This is a genomic window from Kitasatospora sp. UYEF31, assembly GCF_057291755.1.
In genome coordinates, this window is sequence record NZ_JBXAWK010000055.1 from 1 (window position 1) to 13909 (window position 13909).

The following is a 13909-nucleotide window of genomic DNA, read 5'->3' on the forward strand; positions in this document are numbered from 1 at the left end:
ACACTCCGGTCGCGCTCGGGACGCTTCGCGCCCGTCGCTTCGCGCGGGCTCCAAGCGCGGGCGTTCTCCTCCCTACGCCTTCGCTCCGCTCAGTCGCATCGGGGAAGGTAGTCGTACACAGCCGGGCCCCGGGCCGGTCACTTATCTTCAAGTGACCAGCCCGGGGCCCGATTGCTTTTTTGTCCTCGTTTGTACGGTTTCATGCTGCGCCAAACGGATGGCTTCTCATTCGCCAAACTGTCTGGTTGTAGCGGTGTTTCCCAACGTCAGCATGCGTGTCGGGCATACGGGGGAAGCCTTGTCATCCCTAGGGGCGCTTGCCGCGAGCAAGTGTGCGACACAGACTCGACAACCACTCGGGGTTAGTCGGTTCGTCGCTAGATAAAACGGACCAAATTAGGTCAGTTCGGTCCGTTCCGGATGGGAAGACTTCGCATGCCTGTGCGCCTCGATTACCCCGAGACGGTCACCGTGAATCCGGGCCGTCAACCGTCCCGCGCACCGCTGGAGCCGGACACGTACGCCGGAACGGTCCGCACGGCCGTCCCCGCCCTCGTCCTGCCAGCGGTGGTGCCCCCCGACGACCAGCGGCAACAGCACGTGGAGAGCCCCGGGCCCGACCAGGTCAAGGCGGTCCCGCAGGTCGTCATCGAAGTCGACGTGGACGAACTCCTCGCCTACCCGCAGCTGCTCCACCGGCTGCCGACTCCCATGGCCCGTGCCTGCGGAGACGCCCTGCTCGCCCGCCTCGCCACCCTGGAACCCGGCACCGCCACGCACTCCTACATCCGCGGCCTGCTCGTCGAACTGAACCTCCCCATGGTCCGGCACGCCGCCGCCCGCTACCGCCGCCGCGGCGAACCCGTCGAGGACATCGTCCAGGTCGGCACCATCGGCCTGATCAAGGCCATCGACCGGTACGAAGCCGACCGCGGCAGCAGCTTCATGGCCTACGCCATGCCGACGATCATCGGCGAGATCAAACGCTTCTTCCGCGACACCTCCTGGTCGGTCCGGGTTCCGCGCAGACTGCGGGAACTGCGCACCGAACTGCTGCGCGCCACCGACGAACTGACCGCCCTCGCGGGCCGCAGCCCCACACCCCTCGAACTGGCCGAACGCCTCGGCCTCACCGAAGTCGAAGTCCTCGAAGGACTCGACGCCTGCACCGTCTACACCGCCACGTCCCTCGACGAGACCGCGTACGGCGACGCGGACGGCCAGGAGACCGTCGGCGACCGGATCGGCTGCGAGGACCACGCCCTCGACCTGGTCGAATACCGCGAGGCGCTGCGCCCGCTGCTCGCCGAGCTGCCCACCCGCGAACGGGCGATCCTCGTCATGCGGTTCTACGGCAACCTCACCCAGGCGCAGATCGGCGACCGCATCGGCATCTCGCAGATGCACGTGTCCCGGCTCCTGGCCCGCACGCTGGTCGCGCTGCGGGAACGGCTGATGATCCCGGAATGACCCGGGCGGCCGCGCCCGCCCGCCCGCACCCGACGTCCCCGGACAACCCGACGGTCAGCAAGCTGCCCAACCCGGGCGCCGGCCTGGTCGACCGGATGCGCGGCGCCCTGACCAAACGGGGCACGGAGAACACCTGACCGGTTCCACGGCAGCGTTGACCGGGGAGGCCCCGCGGCCTCCCCGGTCTTTTGTGTGTCAGTGATACAGAAGTGAAGAGCCACCACCCGGGAGGTTTCACCGCCCGGAGCCGGAGCAGGCGCGAGGTGCAACGCAGAATACGCGCCTGCAGGCAAGGGATTCCCATGACTTTCCACGGCAGCAGCCTTCGCGAACGCACCACCCTCCGGGCACCTGAACAGGCGCCCGGCGGAGCCGCCGCACCCGACGGTGAACCCGCCCGCGGGCAACAGCGGCGTACGCTCCGGGCCCGCCGGAACCGGAGTGACGGATCCGTCCGCCACCGCCCCGTGCCCGACCTCGACGCAGCCCTCGCCCGTCCCGAGCTCATGGACGGCATCGCCCCGCTGGACGCCCGCGACCTCGGCGAACAGATGCTGCGCCGACTGAGCGTCCTGGACCCCGGAAGCGCCGCGCACAGTCATGTGCGGGGCTGCCTGGTGCAGCTCAACATGCCGCTGGTCCGGCATGCGGCCGGGCGCTACCGGCGGCGGGTGGAGCCCATGGAGGACATCCTCCAGGTCGGCACGATCGGGCTGATCAAGGCGATCGACCGGTACGACACCACCCGCGAGACGGGATTCCTGGCGTACGCGATGCCCACCATCGCCGGGGAGATCAAACGCTTCTTCCGGGACACCTCGTGGTCGGTCCGGGTGCCGCGCAGGCTGCGGGAACTGCGTGCGGAGCTGATGCGCGAGACCGACCGGCTGACCGCCGACCTGGGCCGCGCGCCGACCCCCGCCGAGCTGGCGCACACGCTGGAGATCCCGGAGGACAAGGTGACCGAGGGGCTGGAGGCCTGCTCCGCCTACACCGCCGCCTCGCTGGATGAGAACGCCTTCAGCGACGAGGACGCGACTGTCACCCTCGGGGACCGGATGGGTGCCGAAGACCCCCAGCTGGACCTGGTCGAGTACACCGAATCCCTCAGGCCGCTGATCGCCGGACTGTCCCCGCGGGAACGCTCGATCCTGGCGATGCGCTTCACCGGCGACATGACCCAGGCGCAGATCGGCGAGCGTCTTGGAATCTCACAGATGCACGTTTCGCGGTTGCTCTCCCGTACGCTCGCCGGACTCCGCAAGTCCTTGCTGGCGTTCTCCGACACCGGGCGCGGGGTCACCGTTTGAGTTTGTGTTCCTTACGACTTCGCGTTCTCCAAAGAGCCGGTAGCCACGGAATCCGGCTGCTTGACCGGCTGCCCGGGCAGCGCCGCCGGCACCCTCTGGTGCTTCGCCGGGATCAGCAGGGACAGCAGGATGCCGAGCACCGCAGCCCCGGCGCCGACCCACAACACGGTCTTGAAGCCGTCCAGCGAAGGCAGTTCGCGACCGCCCATCGTCAGCGTCATGTTCGCCAGGATCGCACTGGCCACCGCCGCCGAAGTCGACGTACCGATCGCGCGCATCAGTGAGTTGAGGCCGTTGGCCGAACCTGTCTCGCTGATCGGCACGGCCTGCATGATGAGGGACGGCATCGAACCGTACGCGAAGGCGATCCCGACGCAGATGACCACGCCGATGGTGGTCACCTTCCACACGGAGTCCATCATCCACGGCGCGAGCCCGTAGCCGAACGCGATGACCGTGATGCCGGTGACCAGCGAGACTTTCGGCCCCCGGGCCTGGGAGAGGCGCGCGGACAGCGGCGAGACCAACATCATCGCGATACCGCCGGGCGCCATGCACAGACCGGCGACCACCATCGACTTCCCCAGGCCGTACCCGGTCGACGACGGAAGCTGAAGGATCTGCGGCATCACGAGGTTCATCGCATACATCGCGAACCCGACAACTACGGTCGCCGCGTTGGTCAGCAGCACCTGCGGCCGGGCGGACACCCGCAGGTCCACCAGCGGCTGACTCTGCCTCAGTTCGAACCAGCCCCAGCCGAGCAGGATCACCAGCGACGCGACGAACAGGCCGACGGTCTTCGTAGAACCCCAGCCCCAGTCACCGCCCTTGGAGATGGGGAGCAGGAAGGACAGCAGACCTGCGCTCAGCATCACCGCGCCCGGGAAGTCGAAGCGGCCCGGTGTGCGCACCGGCGACTCCGGTACGAACAGCATCACAAGGACCAGGCTCACTACGCCGAGGCCGCCCGACATCCAGAACATGGCGTGCCAGTCGGTCTGTTGGGCGAGCCAGGCCGAGACCGGCAGGCCGAGCGCGCCGCCGATTCCCATGGACGCGCTCATCACCGCGATGGCGGACTGGAGCTTCGCGGGCGGGAGTTCGTCCCGCATGATGGCGATGCCCAGCGGGATGACACCCATCGCGGTGCCCTGGAGCGCGCGGCCGATGACCACCGGGACGATCGAGCTGGTGAGCGCGCACAGCACGGAGCCGATGATCAGCAGCGTCAGGCAGACCAGCACGACCCGGCGCTTGCCGAACATGTCACCGACCCGGCCCATGACCGGCGTGGCGATGGCGGAGGCGAGAAGCGTCGCGGTGATCACCCAGGAGGCGTTGGACGCGGACGTGTGCAGAAGATCGGGCAGGTGGACGATGATCGGGACGACCAGTGTCTGCATGACCGACACGACGATGCCGCACATGGCGAGTACCGCGATGACGGCGCCCGGTCTGGCTGCCACGTGTGGCGCTTCCGCGTCGGGTGTGGACGTACGCTCCGCTGCTGACACTGAGTCAGGCCCCCTCTTGCCCACGCCGTACCGGCGCCGTGTTCCCTGCCTTGCTCCCCGCCTTGTCTCGCGGGCGTTCGGATCCTATTGGTTGCTTGTGTCAACTACATGATGAATCGGTTGTGAGCTACAACCCATTAGGGATCGGCTGGGGGGTCTGCGCAAGAGTCAATTTAGTTAGGTTAGCCTCACCTAATCTAGATTGTGCGGTGCTGGTCGCGCACGCTTGGCCACACCCGACTCCGCGGAGGCGCTGGACCGATGGAACTGCTGGTGGAGAACCTGCGCGCGGGTTACCCGGGCCACACCGCCGTGGACGGCGTCGACCTGCGTATCGCGCCCGGCCAGGTGGTGGCGATCGTCGGCCCCAACGGCTGCGGCAAGTCGACCCTGCTCCGCGCCGTCGCCCGGCTGCACAAGCCACTGTCCGGTTCCGTGCGCGTCGGCGATGCCGACATCTGGAAACTGAAGCCCCGTGAGGCGGCGCACCGCATCGCCCTGTTGCCGCAGAACCCGCAGGCGCCTGAGGGCGTCACCGTCGAGGGCCTTGTCCGGTACGGCCGACACCCCCACCAGGGCCTGTTCCGGCAGTGGTCAAGGGAAGACGAAGACGTCTGTACGGAAGCACTCAAGGCCACCGGCGCTCTGGAACTCGCCGACCGCCGCCTCGACCAGCTGTCCGGCGGCCAGCGGCAGCGGTGCTGGGTGGCGATGGTGATCGCCCAGCAGACACCCGTGATGCTGCTCGACGAGCCCACTTCGGCGCTGGACATGGGCCACGCGGTGGAGGTCCTAGGGCTGGTACGCCAGGTCGCGGCCGGCGGCCGGACTGTTGTCATGGTGCTGCATGACCTGGTGTCAGCCGCGCGCTACGCGGATGTGCTGGTGGCGATGCGCGACGGCCGGGTGGTGGCCAGTGGTGCGCCGCGCGAGATCGTAACGGCTGAGCTGGTACGGGAGTTGTACGACGTGGAGGCGGACGTGCTGCGGGCACCGGGGGATGGGGTGCCGGTGGTGGTGCCGCGGGGGGTTGTGGGGGTGTAGATCCCTTTAGGGAGCCTCTGCGACCCAGGACTTGGAGAGCGCGGCGACTGGCTACAACCCGTTGCGATCCCTCCAGGGAACCCCCGCGACTTCGGCCACGCCCTGGTCCCGCAGACCTACACCACGTTGCGATCCCTCCAGGGATCGCAACCAAGCGCGGTAACAGCGTCTTGTGCTGGGGCCCGGAACCTGGTTCAGAGCTGCCGGTAGACCTCGCGCCGGTTCGCGACGCGCAGCACCAGAACCGTCAGGACACCGTCGTTCACGGTGTACACGATGCGATGGTCCCCGACGCGGATCCGCCAGAGCTCCTTGTGGCCGCTGAGCTTCTTGCAGCCGGACGGGCGTGGGTCCTGGCCGAGAGCGAGTGCTGCCGCGTGGATTCGGCGGGCAGTCGGCTTGTCGATCTTGGCCAACTCCTTTACCGCGCGCGGATCGTAGGAAACGCTGTACATCGGAGAGGGTGTGGTCACAGGCCTAGCTCTCGAGCGACATCCTTCGCGGACAGCGGCACCACGTGGCCGGTCTCGATATCGGTCAGACGCTCGGTGGCAATCCGTGCGTCCTCCTGCTCCAGCAGCGCTTCGTAGGCTTCGACCATGCCCGCCGGCACGATCGCTGCGGCCCGGATCCGGTTGCGACCACGGGTGACGTAGGTGACCTCGCCGGCGAACACCGCGCGGTTCACTGCATCCGAGAAGTGATCCCGGGCTTCGTTGACGGGGAGTTCCAGGGGTTCGGCAGTCATAAGTTTAGTGTCCGCCAAGTTGGCGTAGTTGTCCAGAGTGGCGTACTTGACTGAGTGTTGTCAGGTCTGGTTGAACGATTAGGCGAATCGACTGGACCGCATGGGCGTAGTGTCGGCAGGGAGGTTCGGGAGGTGATTCGATCAGTACCCTGACCTGCGGCTTTACTCTCAGGTCGCGGAGCGTCCCCGGAGGGATCGCAACGAGATGACCGTCATTTCCTGAGGTCCGCCAGCGGAGGTTGCGGAGCGTCCCTGGAGGGATCCCACCGCCATGTAGGACAGCACGAGTCTGCTGCAGAGCAAGCGTCGCGACGCCTCCCCGAGAGTGATCGCCCCCCACCCCGCAATGACCTTCACCACGACCTACCCGGATCCCCCCACCTCCTCCGGTAAGTTGACAGTTGAAATGTGACGGAGAGTCAAGCCCCGGCAGGGCAATGGATGGAGTGGCAATGTTCGGCAGGAAGAAGAACAAGGCGGCGGCCGTAGCGGCGGCTACGGGGACGGACGTCGCGGCGCTCGTACTGCGGACCGCCCTCGGGACGATGCTGTTCGCGCACGGCTACAACAAGGTCGCCGGTCCCGGTGGGCTCGAAGGCACCACCGGGTGGTTCGAGTCGCTCGGCCTCAAGCCCGCCGACCTGCACGCCAAGCTCGCGGCCGGTACGGAGATGGCAGCCGGCGCCGGTCTGGTCGTCGGCGCGGCCAACCCGTTCCCGGCCGCCGCCACCGTCGGCCTGATGGCCGTCGCCGCGCGCACCGACCACCGGGGCAAGGGCTACTTCGTGTTCAAGGGCGGCTGGGAGTACTGCGCGATCGTCGGCGGTTCCGCCGTCGCGCTCGCCGCCCTCGGCAACGGCCGCTACTCGCTCGACAACCTCGTCGGCCGCAAGTCCACCGGCGGCCTCAAGCCGGCGCTCGTCGCCGCGGGACTGGGCGTGGCCAACGCCGCGTTGCTGCTCAAGCTCTGCTACAAGCCGGAGAAGAAGGAAGAAGAGACGATCGCAGCCTGATCGCAGCCTGATCGCATCCGTACGCATCCGTACGCATCCGTACGCATCCGTAGCAAGTAGGCCCGTCCGACATACGTGTCGGACGGGCCTACTACGTTTGACCCCGCGTCACTGGGAAGAACGCAGCACCAAGAACTGAATCACCAAAAAACGTGCGTCGTGGAGGTAACTGTGGTGGAGACCGTGCTGGGTGGACTCATCCCCGAGTCCTGGCAGAACGTCCTGAAGGCGGAGACGGAAAAGCCGTACTTCGCGAAACTGGACGCCTTCGTCACCGCCGAGCGGGCCGAACAGCAGGTCTTCCCGCCGCAGGACGAGACGTTCGCCGCGCTCAAGCAGACCCCGTACGACGACATCGAGGTCGTCATCCTCGGTCAGGACCCGTACCACGACGACAACCAGGCGCACGGCATGTGCTTCTCGGTGCGCCCGGGGATCAAGACACCGCCGTCACTGCGCAACATCTACAAGGAGATGGCCGCTGACATCGGGACGACCATCCCCGACAACGGCTATCTCATGCCGTGGGCCGAGCAGGGCGTGCTGCTGCTCAACGCGGTGCTGACGGTGCGCGCGCACGAGGCGGCCTCGCACAAGAAGCAGGGCTGGGAGGCTTTCACCGACGCTGTCATCAAGGCGATCAGCGACCGGGAGAAGCCCGTCGTGTTTGTCCTGTGGGGTGCCTACGCGAAGAAGAAGGGCGCCCTCATCGACACCACCCGCCACGTGATCGTGGAAGGTGCGCACCCGTCCCCGCTGTCGGCGAAGTTGTTCTTCGGCTCCAAGCCGTTCTCGCAGATCGACGACGCGCTCAAGCGGCTGGGGCACCAGGAGATCGACTGGCAGATCCCGAACCTGGCCTGACACCCTCCGGAACAACGCCCGGGGCCGTGCCGCGAAGAACGCGGCACGGCCCTTTTGCGTACTCCGATCAGACGCAGAAGCGACACGCAGGCACACAATATCGCTAAATGCGACTGTATGTATGCATTCTGTTAGTGTCTTGATCGCGCAGCTAAGTCGACAAAGTCACAAAACAGCATGTGACGGTCCTCGCCCGGCCAGCGCAGCGCGCGGATCCCGGCGCGTACGTTCCGTCCATGTCCCCCGGCGCGCCGCGCGCACTGTTCGAGGAGCCGAAAAATGGCCCTGTCCGTCTCAACCGTCGTCCTTCTGAGCGTGATCGTGTTTCTCTTCATCCGCAAGGGCGGGATGAAGATCTGGCACGCCATCGTGTGCTGCCTGCTCGGCTTCTACCTGGCCGGCACGAGCATCGCCCCCAGCGTCCGGTCCAGCGGAAACAGCTTCGCGAGCCTGTTGAGCAACCTGAACTTCTGAGAACGACAAGAAGCGGGGGCACGCCGAACGGCGTACCCCCGCTTCTGTGCCGGAAGCCTCAGGCCAGGTAGCGCGTCACCGAGTCGATCACGCAGCCCGGCTTCGCCTCCCCGTCGATCTCTACCGTGATCCGGTTGACCACCTGTACGCCGCCGGCGATGTCGGCGACCGACACCAGCTGCGCCCCGCCGCGGATCCGCGCGCCCACCCGGATCGGCGACGGGAAGCGCACCTTCTCCATGCCGTAGTTCACGCCCATCGAGATGTTCCGCACCTCAAGGATCTGCGGCAGGAACAGGTTCGACAGCGCCAGCGTGAGATAACCGTGCGCGATCGTCGTGCCGAACGGGCCGTCCGCGGCCTTGACCGGGTCCACGTGGATCCACTGGTGGTCCCCGGTCGCCTCAGCGAACGCGTCGATCCGCTCCTGGGTGATCTCCAGCCAGTCGCTGTAGCCGAGGTGGGAACCCTCGGCGTCCTTGATCTGCTGCAGGTCGGTGAACACGGTGGCGGCGGTCATGTCAGGTCTCCCGAGTAGATGTTCCGAGCAGCCCTGTATAGCAACCGGCACTGAGATGATGGTGCGTCAGGTGACGGTTCTCATAAGCTCCCCGTCCGGCACCGAAACATCAACAGGAAGCGCCGAAGCCGCCCGCAGGATGTCCCGCGCCACCGTGTCGTTCCCCCGGGCCGCGCCCGAATCGGTAGTGGGCCGGGCGAAGGCCGCCGCCGTACGGACGGTCGTATGACTGCCCAGCGCGTACCGCCGCGGATGCGGCTCCCCGGCCTGGTCGACCAGCCGGCCGTCCGTGGCGGAGACCCGCAGCCTGCCCGTCTCGTGCCGCTGCCCGTCGCAGCCGGTCAGGACTTCCTCCGCCGCCTCGCCGCGGCGGTGCAGGGCCCGCAGGAGCGGGTCCCGGGTGCGCCGCACCGACGCGGACGGCAGTCGCGCCTCCACCAGCGCGGTCGCCTCCACCTCACCGGGCGCGGACGCCGAACCCGCGGTGAACAGGCCGCGCCCGGCGTCGGCCGTCACCCGGATGTCCGCGCCGAGGAAGCGGACCACACCGGCGTGCGACAGGGCCAGCAGCTCCTCAAGCCGGAACCCGGGGGGCCCGGACGCCAGGGAACTGAAGAAGCCGAAGAACCAGCCGTCGAACTCCCGGACGAGCGAACCCTGGTCGAGCCGCCCGGACGCCATCAGGAACGGCAGGTGCCCGAACACCGAAAGGAGAGCGGTGAACGCGCCCAGGTCCGCGCTGAACGCGGGGTCCGAACGGCGGGCCGCGTCGGCCGCGATGTACGTGCGGAGCCGTTGCTGGACGTGCTCCTGGTCGGTGAACTCCACCCCGTCCAGGGGGCGGTCCAGGCGGGCGAAGTCGAGCCGGTCCGCCGGATCGGTGACCGTCGTGTCGACAAGGTGACGCAGCTCGTCGCTGTCCCACCCGGCGGCCGAATACCGGCTGCTGAACTCCTCGAAGCCGACCGACACCCGCTCGGGGTGGGCGGTCAGCAGCTCGAAGTAGTAGCCCCAGCCGACCTCCTTGGCGATCAGCGGCCACACGTCCCGACGGAACTCCACCGGGCCTTCCAACGAAGCCAGCAGCGAACCGATCGACGTGCGGGTGAAGAACCGCGGCAGGTCCGGCTTCGCGCCCTGCAACGGATAGGCGGTCTTCGAGTGGTACGGCACTCCGCGTCGCGAACCCACGTAAAGAACGGGCTCAAGGCCGGACGGCACATACCGCAGACCACCCTGGGGGAGTGCCTCGTACCGGCCGCCCCTGCCCTGCGTCAGCAGGGCCATCAGGTCCACGAACGCCAGGCCGAAGCCGCGCACGATCACCTTGTCGCCGGGCTCGATCCCGGACAGGTCCACGTCGGCCGTGTACGCCGGCGGCAGGTGGAACAGCTTGTGCCGCTCGGCGAACGCCGCGTGCCAGGCGTCCTCCCCGGCCGGGTCGGCGTCCAGATGGCCCTGTGCCAGGACAACCGAGTCGACCGCCAGGACACCGGTGTCGAGAGTCAGCAGCTGCCGCCCGTCGGGACCGTCCCGCAGGTCCGTGGCTTGCGCGCAATGCGTGCGTACGGTCAACCCGCGCGGCAGGTCACCGGTGATCCGGCGATAGAACCACTCCAGGTAGCCGGCCTGTGCCCGCCGGGTCGGGAAGTCGGTCCCGAGCAGCGGCGTGCGCCCTCCGTCGGGACCGGCGTCGTGCACCCGGTACTGCCCGGCCCACTGCGCCAACGACGGGCCGGGGACCACGGGGCCGTCCATCCGTACCGCGTCGTCGGTGAACATCGTGACGTCCTGCGCCATCGAGTTCATCCGCAGGTGCGCCGACTGCGTGCGCCGCCACACCCGGCCACCGCCGGGCGCGTACGGATCGACCAGGTGCACCTCGACCGGCCGTCCGCCGGCGACCGCGGAGTAGTTCGCGACCAGCCGCTCAAGCACACCCACACCGCGCGGCCCGGCGCCCACGATCGCCACCCGGTAGGCGCTCACCGCAGACCCGGCGGGTTGATCTGCGAAGTCGGCAGCGCGGCGTCGGCCAGGCCCCAGGCGGTGAGGATCTTCCCGTACGTACCGTCGTCGATCAGCTTCTGTACGGCCTTGTTCAACGCGACCTCCAGACCGGACCCCTTGCGGGTCACGAACCCGACGCTCTCCTCGAACAGCCCGCCCACAAACGCGATCTTCCCGGTGTTCTCCTTCGCCGCGTAGCGCAGGCCGATCGCGGTCGACACCTCCAGGTCGATCCGGCCCTGGTCGATCGCCAGCAGCCACGACGCCGAGTCGGGGAACGTCGTCACGCTGTACGCGGGCTTACCCGCCTTGGAGCACACGTCCTGACGGTCATTCAGGAGCGCGATGAAACTCGTACCCACGCCGGTGCCGAGCTTCTTCCCGCACAGGTCGACGATGTCCTTGACGGGCGCTTGCGTTGAGCCGGCCTTCGCGGCGAACCCGAACCCGTCCTTGTAGTACGTCGTGAAGTCGTAGCCGGCCTTACGCGCTTCGGTGACACCGAAGTTGCCCTGGCCCACGTCGTACTTTCCCGACGAGACGGCCGGCAGGATCGCGTCGAACGAGGCGATCTCCTGGTCGACCTTCACCCCCAACACCTTTGCCACCGCGTCCCGCAGGTCCACCTCGACCCCGGCCAGCTTGGTGCTGCCCACCGGCGCGGCCGAGAACGGCAACGCGATGTTGATGTTGCCGAAGCGCAGGGAGCCGGCCTTGCGGACGGCCTCGGGGAGCAGCGCGGCGATCGCCGGGTCAGTGGTCACCGCCGCCGCCAGGCCGGGCGCGTCCGAGGCCGCCGCCGCGGGCTGCGCCGCCGTACCCGGGGCCTTCGGGTCGGCGTGCCCGCAGGCGCTCAACGCGAGCGCGAGCAGCGGGACTGCGACGGAGAATGCTCTGGTGCGGCGGTTCATCGGAGATCCTCATTCGGGGTTGATACATGTTTGGCTGTCAGGACCCGGTCCAGGAAGGCGCGGGTCCGGGGGTGCTGAGGGGACGTCAGCACCCGGGAGGGCGGCCCTGATTCGACGACCGCGCCGTCGTCCAGGAACACCACGGTGTCGGCGGCCTCGCGGGCGAAGCCCATCTCGTGGGTGACGACGATCATCGTCATCCCGTCGGCGGCCAGGTCCTTCATCACGGACAGGACCTCACCCACCAACTCGGGGTCGAGCGCGCTGGTCGGCTCGTCGAAGAGCAGGACCTGCGGCTCCATCGCCAACGCCCGCGCGATGGCGATGCGTTGCTGCTGCCCGCCGGACAGCTGGCGGGGGTACGCGTCCTCCCGGCCGGCCAGGCCGACCCGGGCGATCAGCGCGCGCGCCTTGTCGGCGGCCTCGGCGCGCGGGAGGCCCCGTACGGAAACCGGCGCTTCGACGATGTTCTCCAGCACGGTCAGGTGCGGGAAGAGATGGAAGTTCTGGAACACCATCCCGACGGCCGCGCGCTGCCGCGCGATCTGACGGGGCGGCAGTTCGTAGAGCTTGTCGCCGCGCTGCTGGTAGCCGATCAGGTCCCCGCCCACCCGGACCGTGCCGGAGTCCACCGTCTCCAGGCGGTTGACGCAGCGCAGGAGCGTCGACTTCCCTGACCCGGACGGGCCGATCACGCACACCACTTCGCCGGACGCGACGTCCAGGTCGATGCCGCGCAGCACGGGTGTGCCGTCGAAGGACTTCCGGATTCCGCGCAGGCGGACCGCCGGGACCTGTCGAGCCGGCCCGGTCAGATCCGGCGGGGTCGGATCCGGCACGGTCAGATCCGGCACAGTATCAAGTGCTGTTGTCATGGCGTCACTTCCGTACGGGACTGGAATCGGCCGCGGAGGCGTTGCAGCGGCGTCGGCGGCAGTTTCCGCGCCGAACCCCGGGCGTAGTGGCGCTCCACGTAGTACTGACCGACAGTCAGGATCGAGGTGATCACGACGTACCAGACACTCGCCACCATGAGCAGCGGAATGACTTCGTACGTCCGGTTGTAGACCAGCTGCACGCTGTAGAGCAGGTCGCCGACGGCCACCACACTCACGATCGAGGTGCCCTTCAGTGCCCCGATCAGCAGGTTCCCGGCCGGCGGCACGATCGTCCGCATGGCTTGCGGCAGCACGATCCGGCGCAGGATGCGCGCCTTAGACAGGCCCAGGGCCTGCGCCGCCTCAGTCTGCCCGGCGTCCACCGACAGGACACCGCCGCGCACGATCTCAGCCGCGTACGCGGCCTCGTGCAGGGTCAGGCCGATGATCGCCGCGGTGGTGGAGGAGATCAGGTTGCGGGCGTCCGCCGAAGCGAACTCCGGGCCGAACGGGATGCCGATCGACAGCTTCGGGTACAGCGCGCCGATGTTGAACCAGAACAGCAGCTGAACGAGCAGGGGAGTGGACCGGAAGATCCAGATGTAACCCCAGGCGATCCCGGACAGCACCGGGTTCCCGGACAGGCGCAGGACGGCGAGTACGGCGCCAAGGATGAAGCCGAGCGCGGTGCACACGGCCGTCAGCCACAGCGTTGTGTAGAGGCCGCGCAGGACGGACTCGGCGGTGAACCACCCGGCGACGATGTCCCACTGCACGGCCTTGTTGTTGGCGAGTGAGTAGAGCGTCAGGCCGAGCAGCGCCAGGAGGAACCCGGCGGTCGCCTTCCGGCCGAGGTGCCGCAGTGGTACCACCGGCAACGGGGCTTCGGGCTCAAGGAGTTCGGGCTTGTGCTGAAAAGGATCACGCACCGGTGCCGGCGCGGGTGGAGCGAGTGTCATGGGTGCGTCCTTATGGAAGCGGCGCACACCCTCAGGCGGATCAGGAGGGACTCTTCGGCGTTTCCCGCGCCGCAAGGTGTCCGGACATGACCTGCTGCGACCAATGAAGCCGGACAAGGACCACGTCCGTCAACATTTGTTGCCGGATGTGTCTAGTTGTTTCCAGTTGTTGCAAGGGCTTGTCGTACGGT

At 67.9% G+C, this 13909-nt stretch carries 15 protein-coding genes; 7 read left to right on the forward strand and 8 right to left on the reverse strand.

The window, feature by feature from the left end; translation table 11 throughout:
- Window positions 1-435 precede the first annotated feature (435 nt).
- The 3 genes from AC0Z36_RS23295 to AC0Z36_RS23305 all read left to right on the forward strand — a co-directional run bounded on the left by AC0Z36_RS23295 (window position 436) and on the right by AC0Z36_RS23305 (window position 2780).
- Window positions 436-1470 carry an RNA polymerase sigma factor SigF gene (locus AC0Z36_RS23295; RefSeq protein WP_485464969.1) on the forward strand — a complete coding sequence of 345 codons (1035 nt, stop codon included), beginning with the start codon at window positions 436-438 and terminating at the stop codon, window positions 1468-1470.
- The gene (locus AC0Z36_RS23300; protein ID WP_485464970.1) at window positions 1467-1607 is read left to right on the forward strand and encodes a hypothetical protein; all 141 of its coding nucleotides are present in this window, start codon (window positions 1467-1469) and stop codon (window positions 1605-1607) included. The genes AC0Z36_RS23295 and AC0Z36_RS23300 overlap by 4 nt, the downstream gene beginning before the upstream one ends.
- 165 nt (window positions 1608-1772) lie before the next feature.
- Window positions 1773-2780 (forward strand): RNA polymerase sigma factor SigF, encoded by a 1008-nt coding sequence (locus AC0Z36_RS23305; protein WP_485464971.1) that lies wholly within the window; start codon window positions 1773-1775, stop codon window positions 2778-2780.
- An 11-nt stretch (window positions 2781-2791) separates the two neighbouring features.
- Here the strand turns inward: AC0Z36_RS23305 and AC0Z36_RS23310 are convergent, their stop codons facing one another.
- Window positions 2792-4249, reverse strand: a complete 1458-nt coding sequence (locus tag AC0Z36_RS23310; protein WP_485464972.1) for an MFS transporter — start codon at window positions 4247-4249, stop codon at window positions 2792-2794.
- Window positions 4250-4558: 309 nt separating this feature from the next.
- Here AC0Z36_RS23310 and AC0Z36_RS23315 point away from each other — a divergent pair, with 309 nt between their 5' ends.
- Window positions 4559-5341 (forward strand): ABC transporter ATP-binding protein, encoded by a 783-nt coding sequence (locus AC0Z36_RS23315; protein ID WP_485464973.1) that lies wholly within the window; start codon window positions 4559-4561, stop codon window positions 5339-5341.
- Between the two features lie 194 nt (window positions 5342-5535).
- Here AC0Z36_RS23315 and AC0Z36_RS23320 read toward each other — a convergent pair whose 3' ends face one another.
- Both AC0Z36_RS23320 and AC0Z36_RS23325 read right to left on the reverse strand, forming a co-directional pair.
- A complete protein-coding gene (locus AC0Z36_RS23320; protein WP_485464974.1) occupies window positions 5536-5814 on the reverse strand; it encodes a type II toxin-antitoxin system RelE family toxin in 279 nt (92 codons plus the stop codon).
- Window positions 5811-6089, reverse strand: coding sequence for a hypothetical protein (locus AC0Z36_RS23325; protein WP_485464975.1), 279 nt, complete (start codon window positions 6087-6089; stop codon window positions 5811-5813). Before AC0Z36_RS23325 ends, AC0Z36_RS23320 begins: the two co-directional genes overlap by 4 nt.
- Before the next feature lie 452 nt (window positions 6090-6541).
- On the opposite strand from AC0Z36_RS23325, the gene AC0Z36_RS23330 reads away from it, so the two are divergent.
- The 3 genes from AC0Z36_RS23330 to AC0Z36_RS23340 all read left to right on the forward strand — a co-directional run bounded on the left by AC0Z36_RS23330 (window position 6542) and on the right by AC0Z36_RS23340 (window position 8440).
- Window positions 6542-7102, forward strand: a complete 561-nt coding sequence (locus tag AC0Z36_RS23330) for a DoxX family protein (RefSeq protein ID WP_485464976.1) — start codon at window positions 6542-6544, stop codon at window positions 7100-7102.
- Window positions 7103-7273: 171 nt separating this feature from the next.
- Window positions 7274-7966 carry a uracil-DNA glycosylase gene (ung, locus tag AC0Z36_RS23335; protein WP_485464977.1) on the forward strand — a complete coding sequence of 231 codons (693 nt, stop codon included), beginning with the start codon at window positions 7274-7276 and terminating at the stop codon, window positions 7964-7966.
- A 279-nt stretch (window positions 7967-8245) separates the two neighbouring features.
- Window positions 8246-8440, forward strand: coding sequence for a DUF2304 domain-containing protein (locus tag AC0Z36_RS23340; protein WP_485464978.1), 195 nt, complete (start codon window positions 8246-8248; stop codon window positions 8438-8440).
- Window positions 8441-8498: 58 nt separating this feature from the next.
- Here the strand turns inward: AC0Z36_RS23340 and AC0Z36_RS23345 are convergent, their stop codons facing one another.
- The 5 genes from AC0Z36_RS23345 to AC0Z36_RS23365 form a co-directional block, all read right to left on the reverse strand.
- A complete protein-coding gene (locus AC0Z36_RS23345) occupies window positions 8499-8960 on the reverse strand; it encodes a MaoC family dehydratase (protein ID WP_485464979.1) in 462 nt (153 codons plus the stop codon).
- A gap of 66 nt (window positions 8961-9026) precedes the next feature.
- Window positions 9027-10949, reverse strand: coding sequence for an FAD/NAD(P)-binding protein (locus AC0Z36_RS23350; RefSeq protein ID WP_485464980.1), 1923 nt, complete (start codon window positions 10947-10949; stop codon window positions 9027-9029).
- Window positions 10946-11881 carry an ABC transporter substrate-binding protein gene (locus tag AC0Z36_RS23355; RefSeq protein WP_485464981.1) on the reverse strand — a complete coding sequence of 312 codons (936 nt, stop codon included), beginning with the start codon at window positions 11879-11881 and terminating at the stop codon, window positions 10946-10948. The genes AC0Z36_RS23350 and AC0Z36_RS23355 overlap by 4 nt, the downstream gene beginning before the upstream one ends.
- The gene (locus tag AC0Z36_RS23360) at window positions 11878-12756 is read right to left on the reverse strand and encodes an amino acid ABC transporter ATP-binding protein (protein ID WP_485464982.1); all 879 of its coding nucleotides are present in this window, start codon (window positions 12754-12756) and stop codon (window positions 11878-11880) included. Before AC0Z36_RS23360 ends, AC0Z36_RS23355 begins: the two co-directional genes overlap by 4 nt.
- Window positions 12753-13718: an amino acid ABC transporter permease gene (locus AC0Z36_RS23365; protein WP_485464983.1), complete on the reverse strand. Its 966-nt coding sequence runs from the start codon at window positions 13716-13718 to the stop codon at window positions 12753-12755. The genes AC0Z36_RS23360 and AC0Z36_RS23365 overlap by 4 nt, the downstream gene beginning before the upstream one ends.
- Window positions 13719-13909: the final 191 nt, after the last annotated feature.

Coding starts and splice junctions, on each gene's coding strand:
- AC0Z36_RS23340 (WP_485464978.1), top strand. CDS start 8,246: ATGGCCCTGTCCGTCTCAACCGTCGTCCTTCTGAGCGTGATCGTGTTT.
- AC0Z36_RS23365 (WP_485464983.1), bottom strand. CDS start 13,718: ATGACACTCGCTCCACCCGCGCCGGCACCGGTGCGTGATCCTTTTCAG.
- AC0Z36_RS23300 (WP_485464970.1), top strand. CDS start 1,467: ATGACCCGGGCGGCCGCGCCCGCCCGCCCGCACCCGACGTCCCCGGAC.
- AC0Z36_RS23345 (WP_485464979.1), bottom strand. CDS start 8,960: ATGACCGCCGCCACCGTGTTCACCGACCTGCAGCAGATCAAGGACGCC.
- AC0Z36_RS23315 (WP_485464973.1), top strand. CDS start 4,559: ATGGAACTGCTGGTGGAGAACCTGCGCGCGGGTTACCCGGGCCACACC.
- AC0Z36_RS23305 (WP_485464971.1), top strand. CDS start 1,773: ATGACTTTCCACGGCAGCAGCCTTCGCGAACGCACCACCCTCCGGGCA.
- AC0Z36_RS23330 (WP_485464976.1), top strand. CDS start 6,542: ATGTTCGGCAGGAAGAAGAACAAGGCGGCGGCCGTAGCGGCGGCTACG.
- AC0Z36_RS23325 (WP_485464975.1), bottom strand. CDS start 6,089: ATGACTGCCGAACCCCTGGAACTCCCCGTCAACGAAGCCCGGGATCAC.
- AC0Z36_RS23355 (WP_485464981.1), bottom strand. CDS start 11,881: ATGAACCGCCGCACCAGAGCATTCTCCGTCGCAGTCCCGCTGCTCGCG.
- AC0Z36_RS23360 (WP_485464982.1), bottom strand. CDS start 12,756: ATGACAACAGCACTTGATACTGTGCCGGATCTGACCGTGCCGGATCCG.
- AC0Z36_RS23295 (WP_485464969.1), top strand. CDS start 436: ATGCCTGTGCGCCTCGATTACCCCGAGACGGTCACCGTGAATCCGGGC.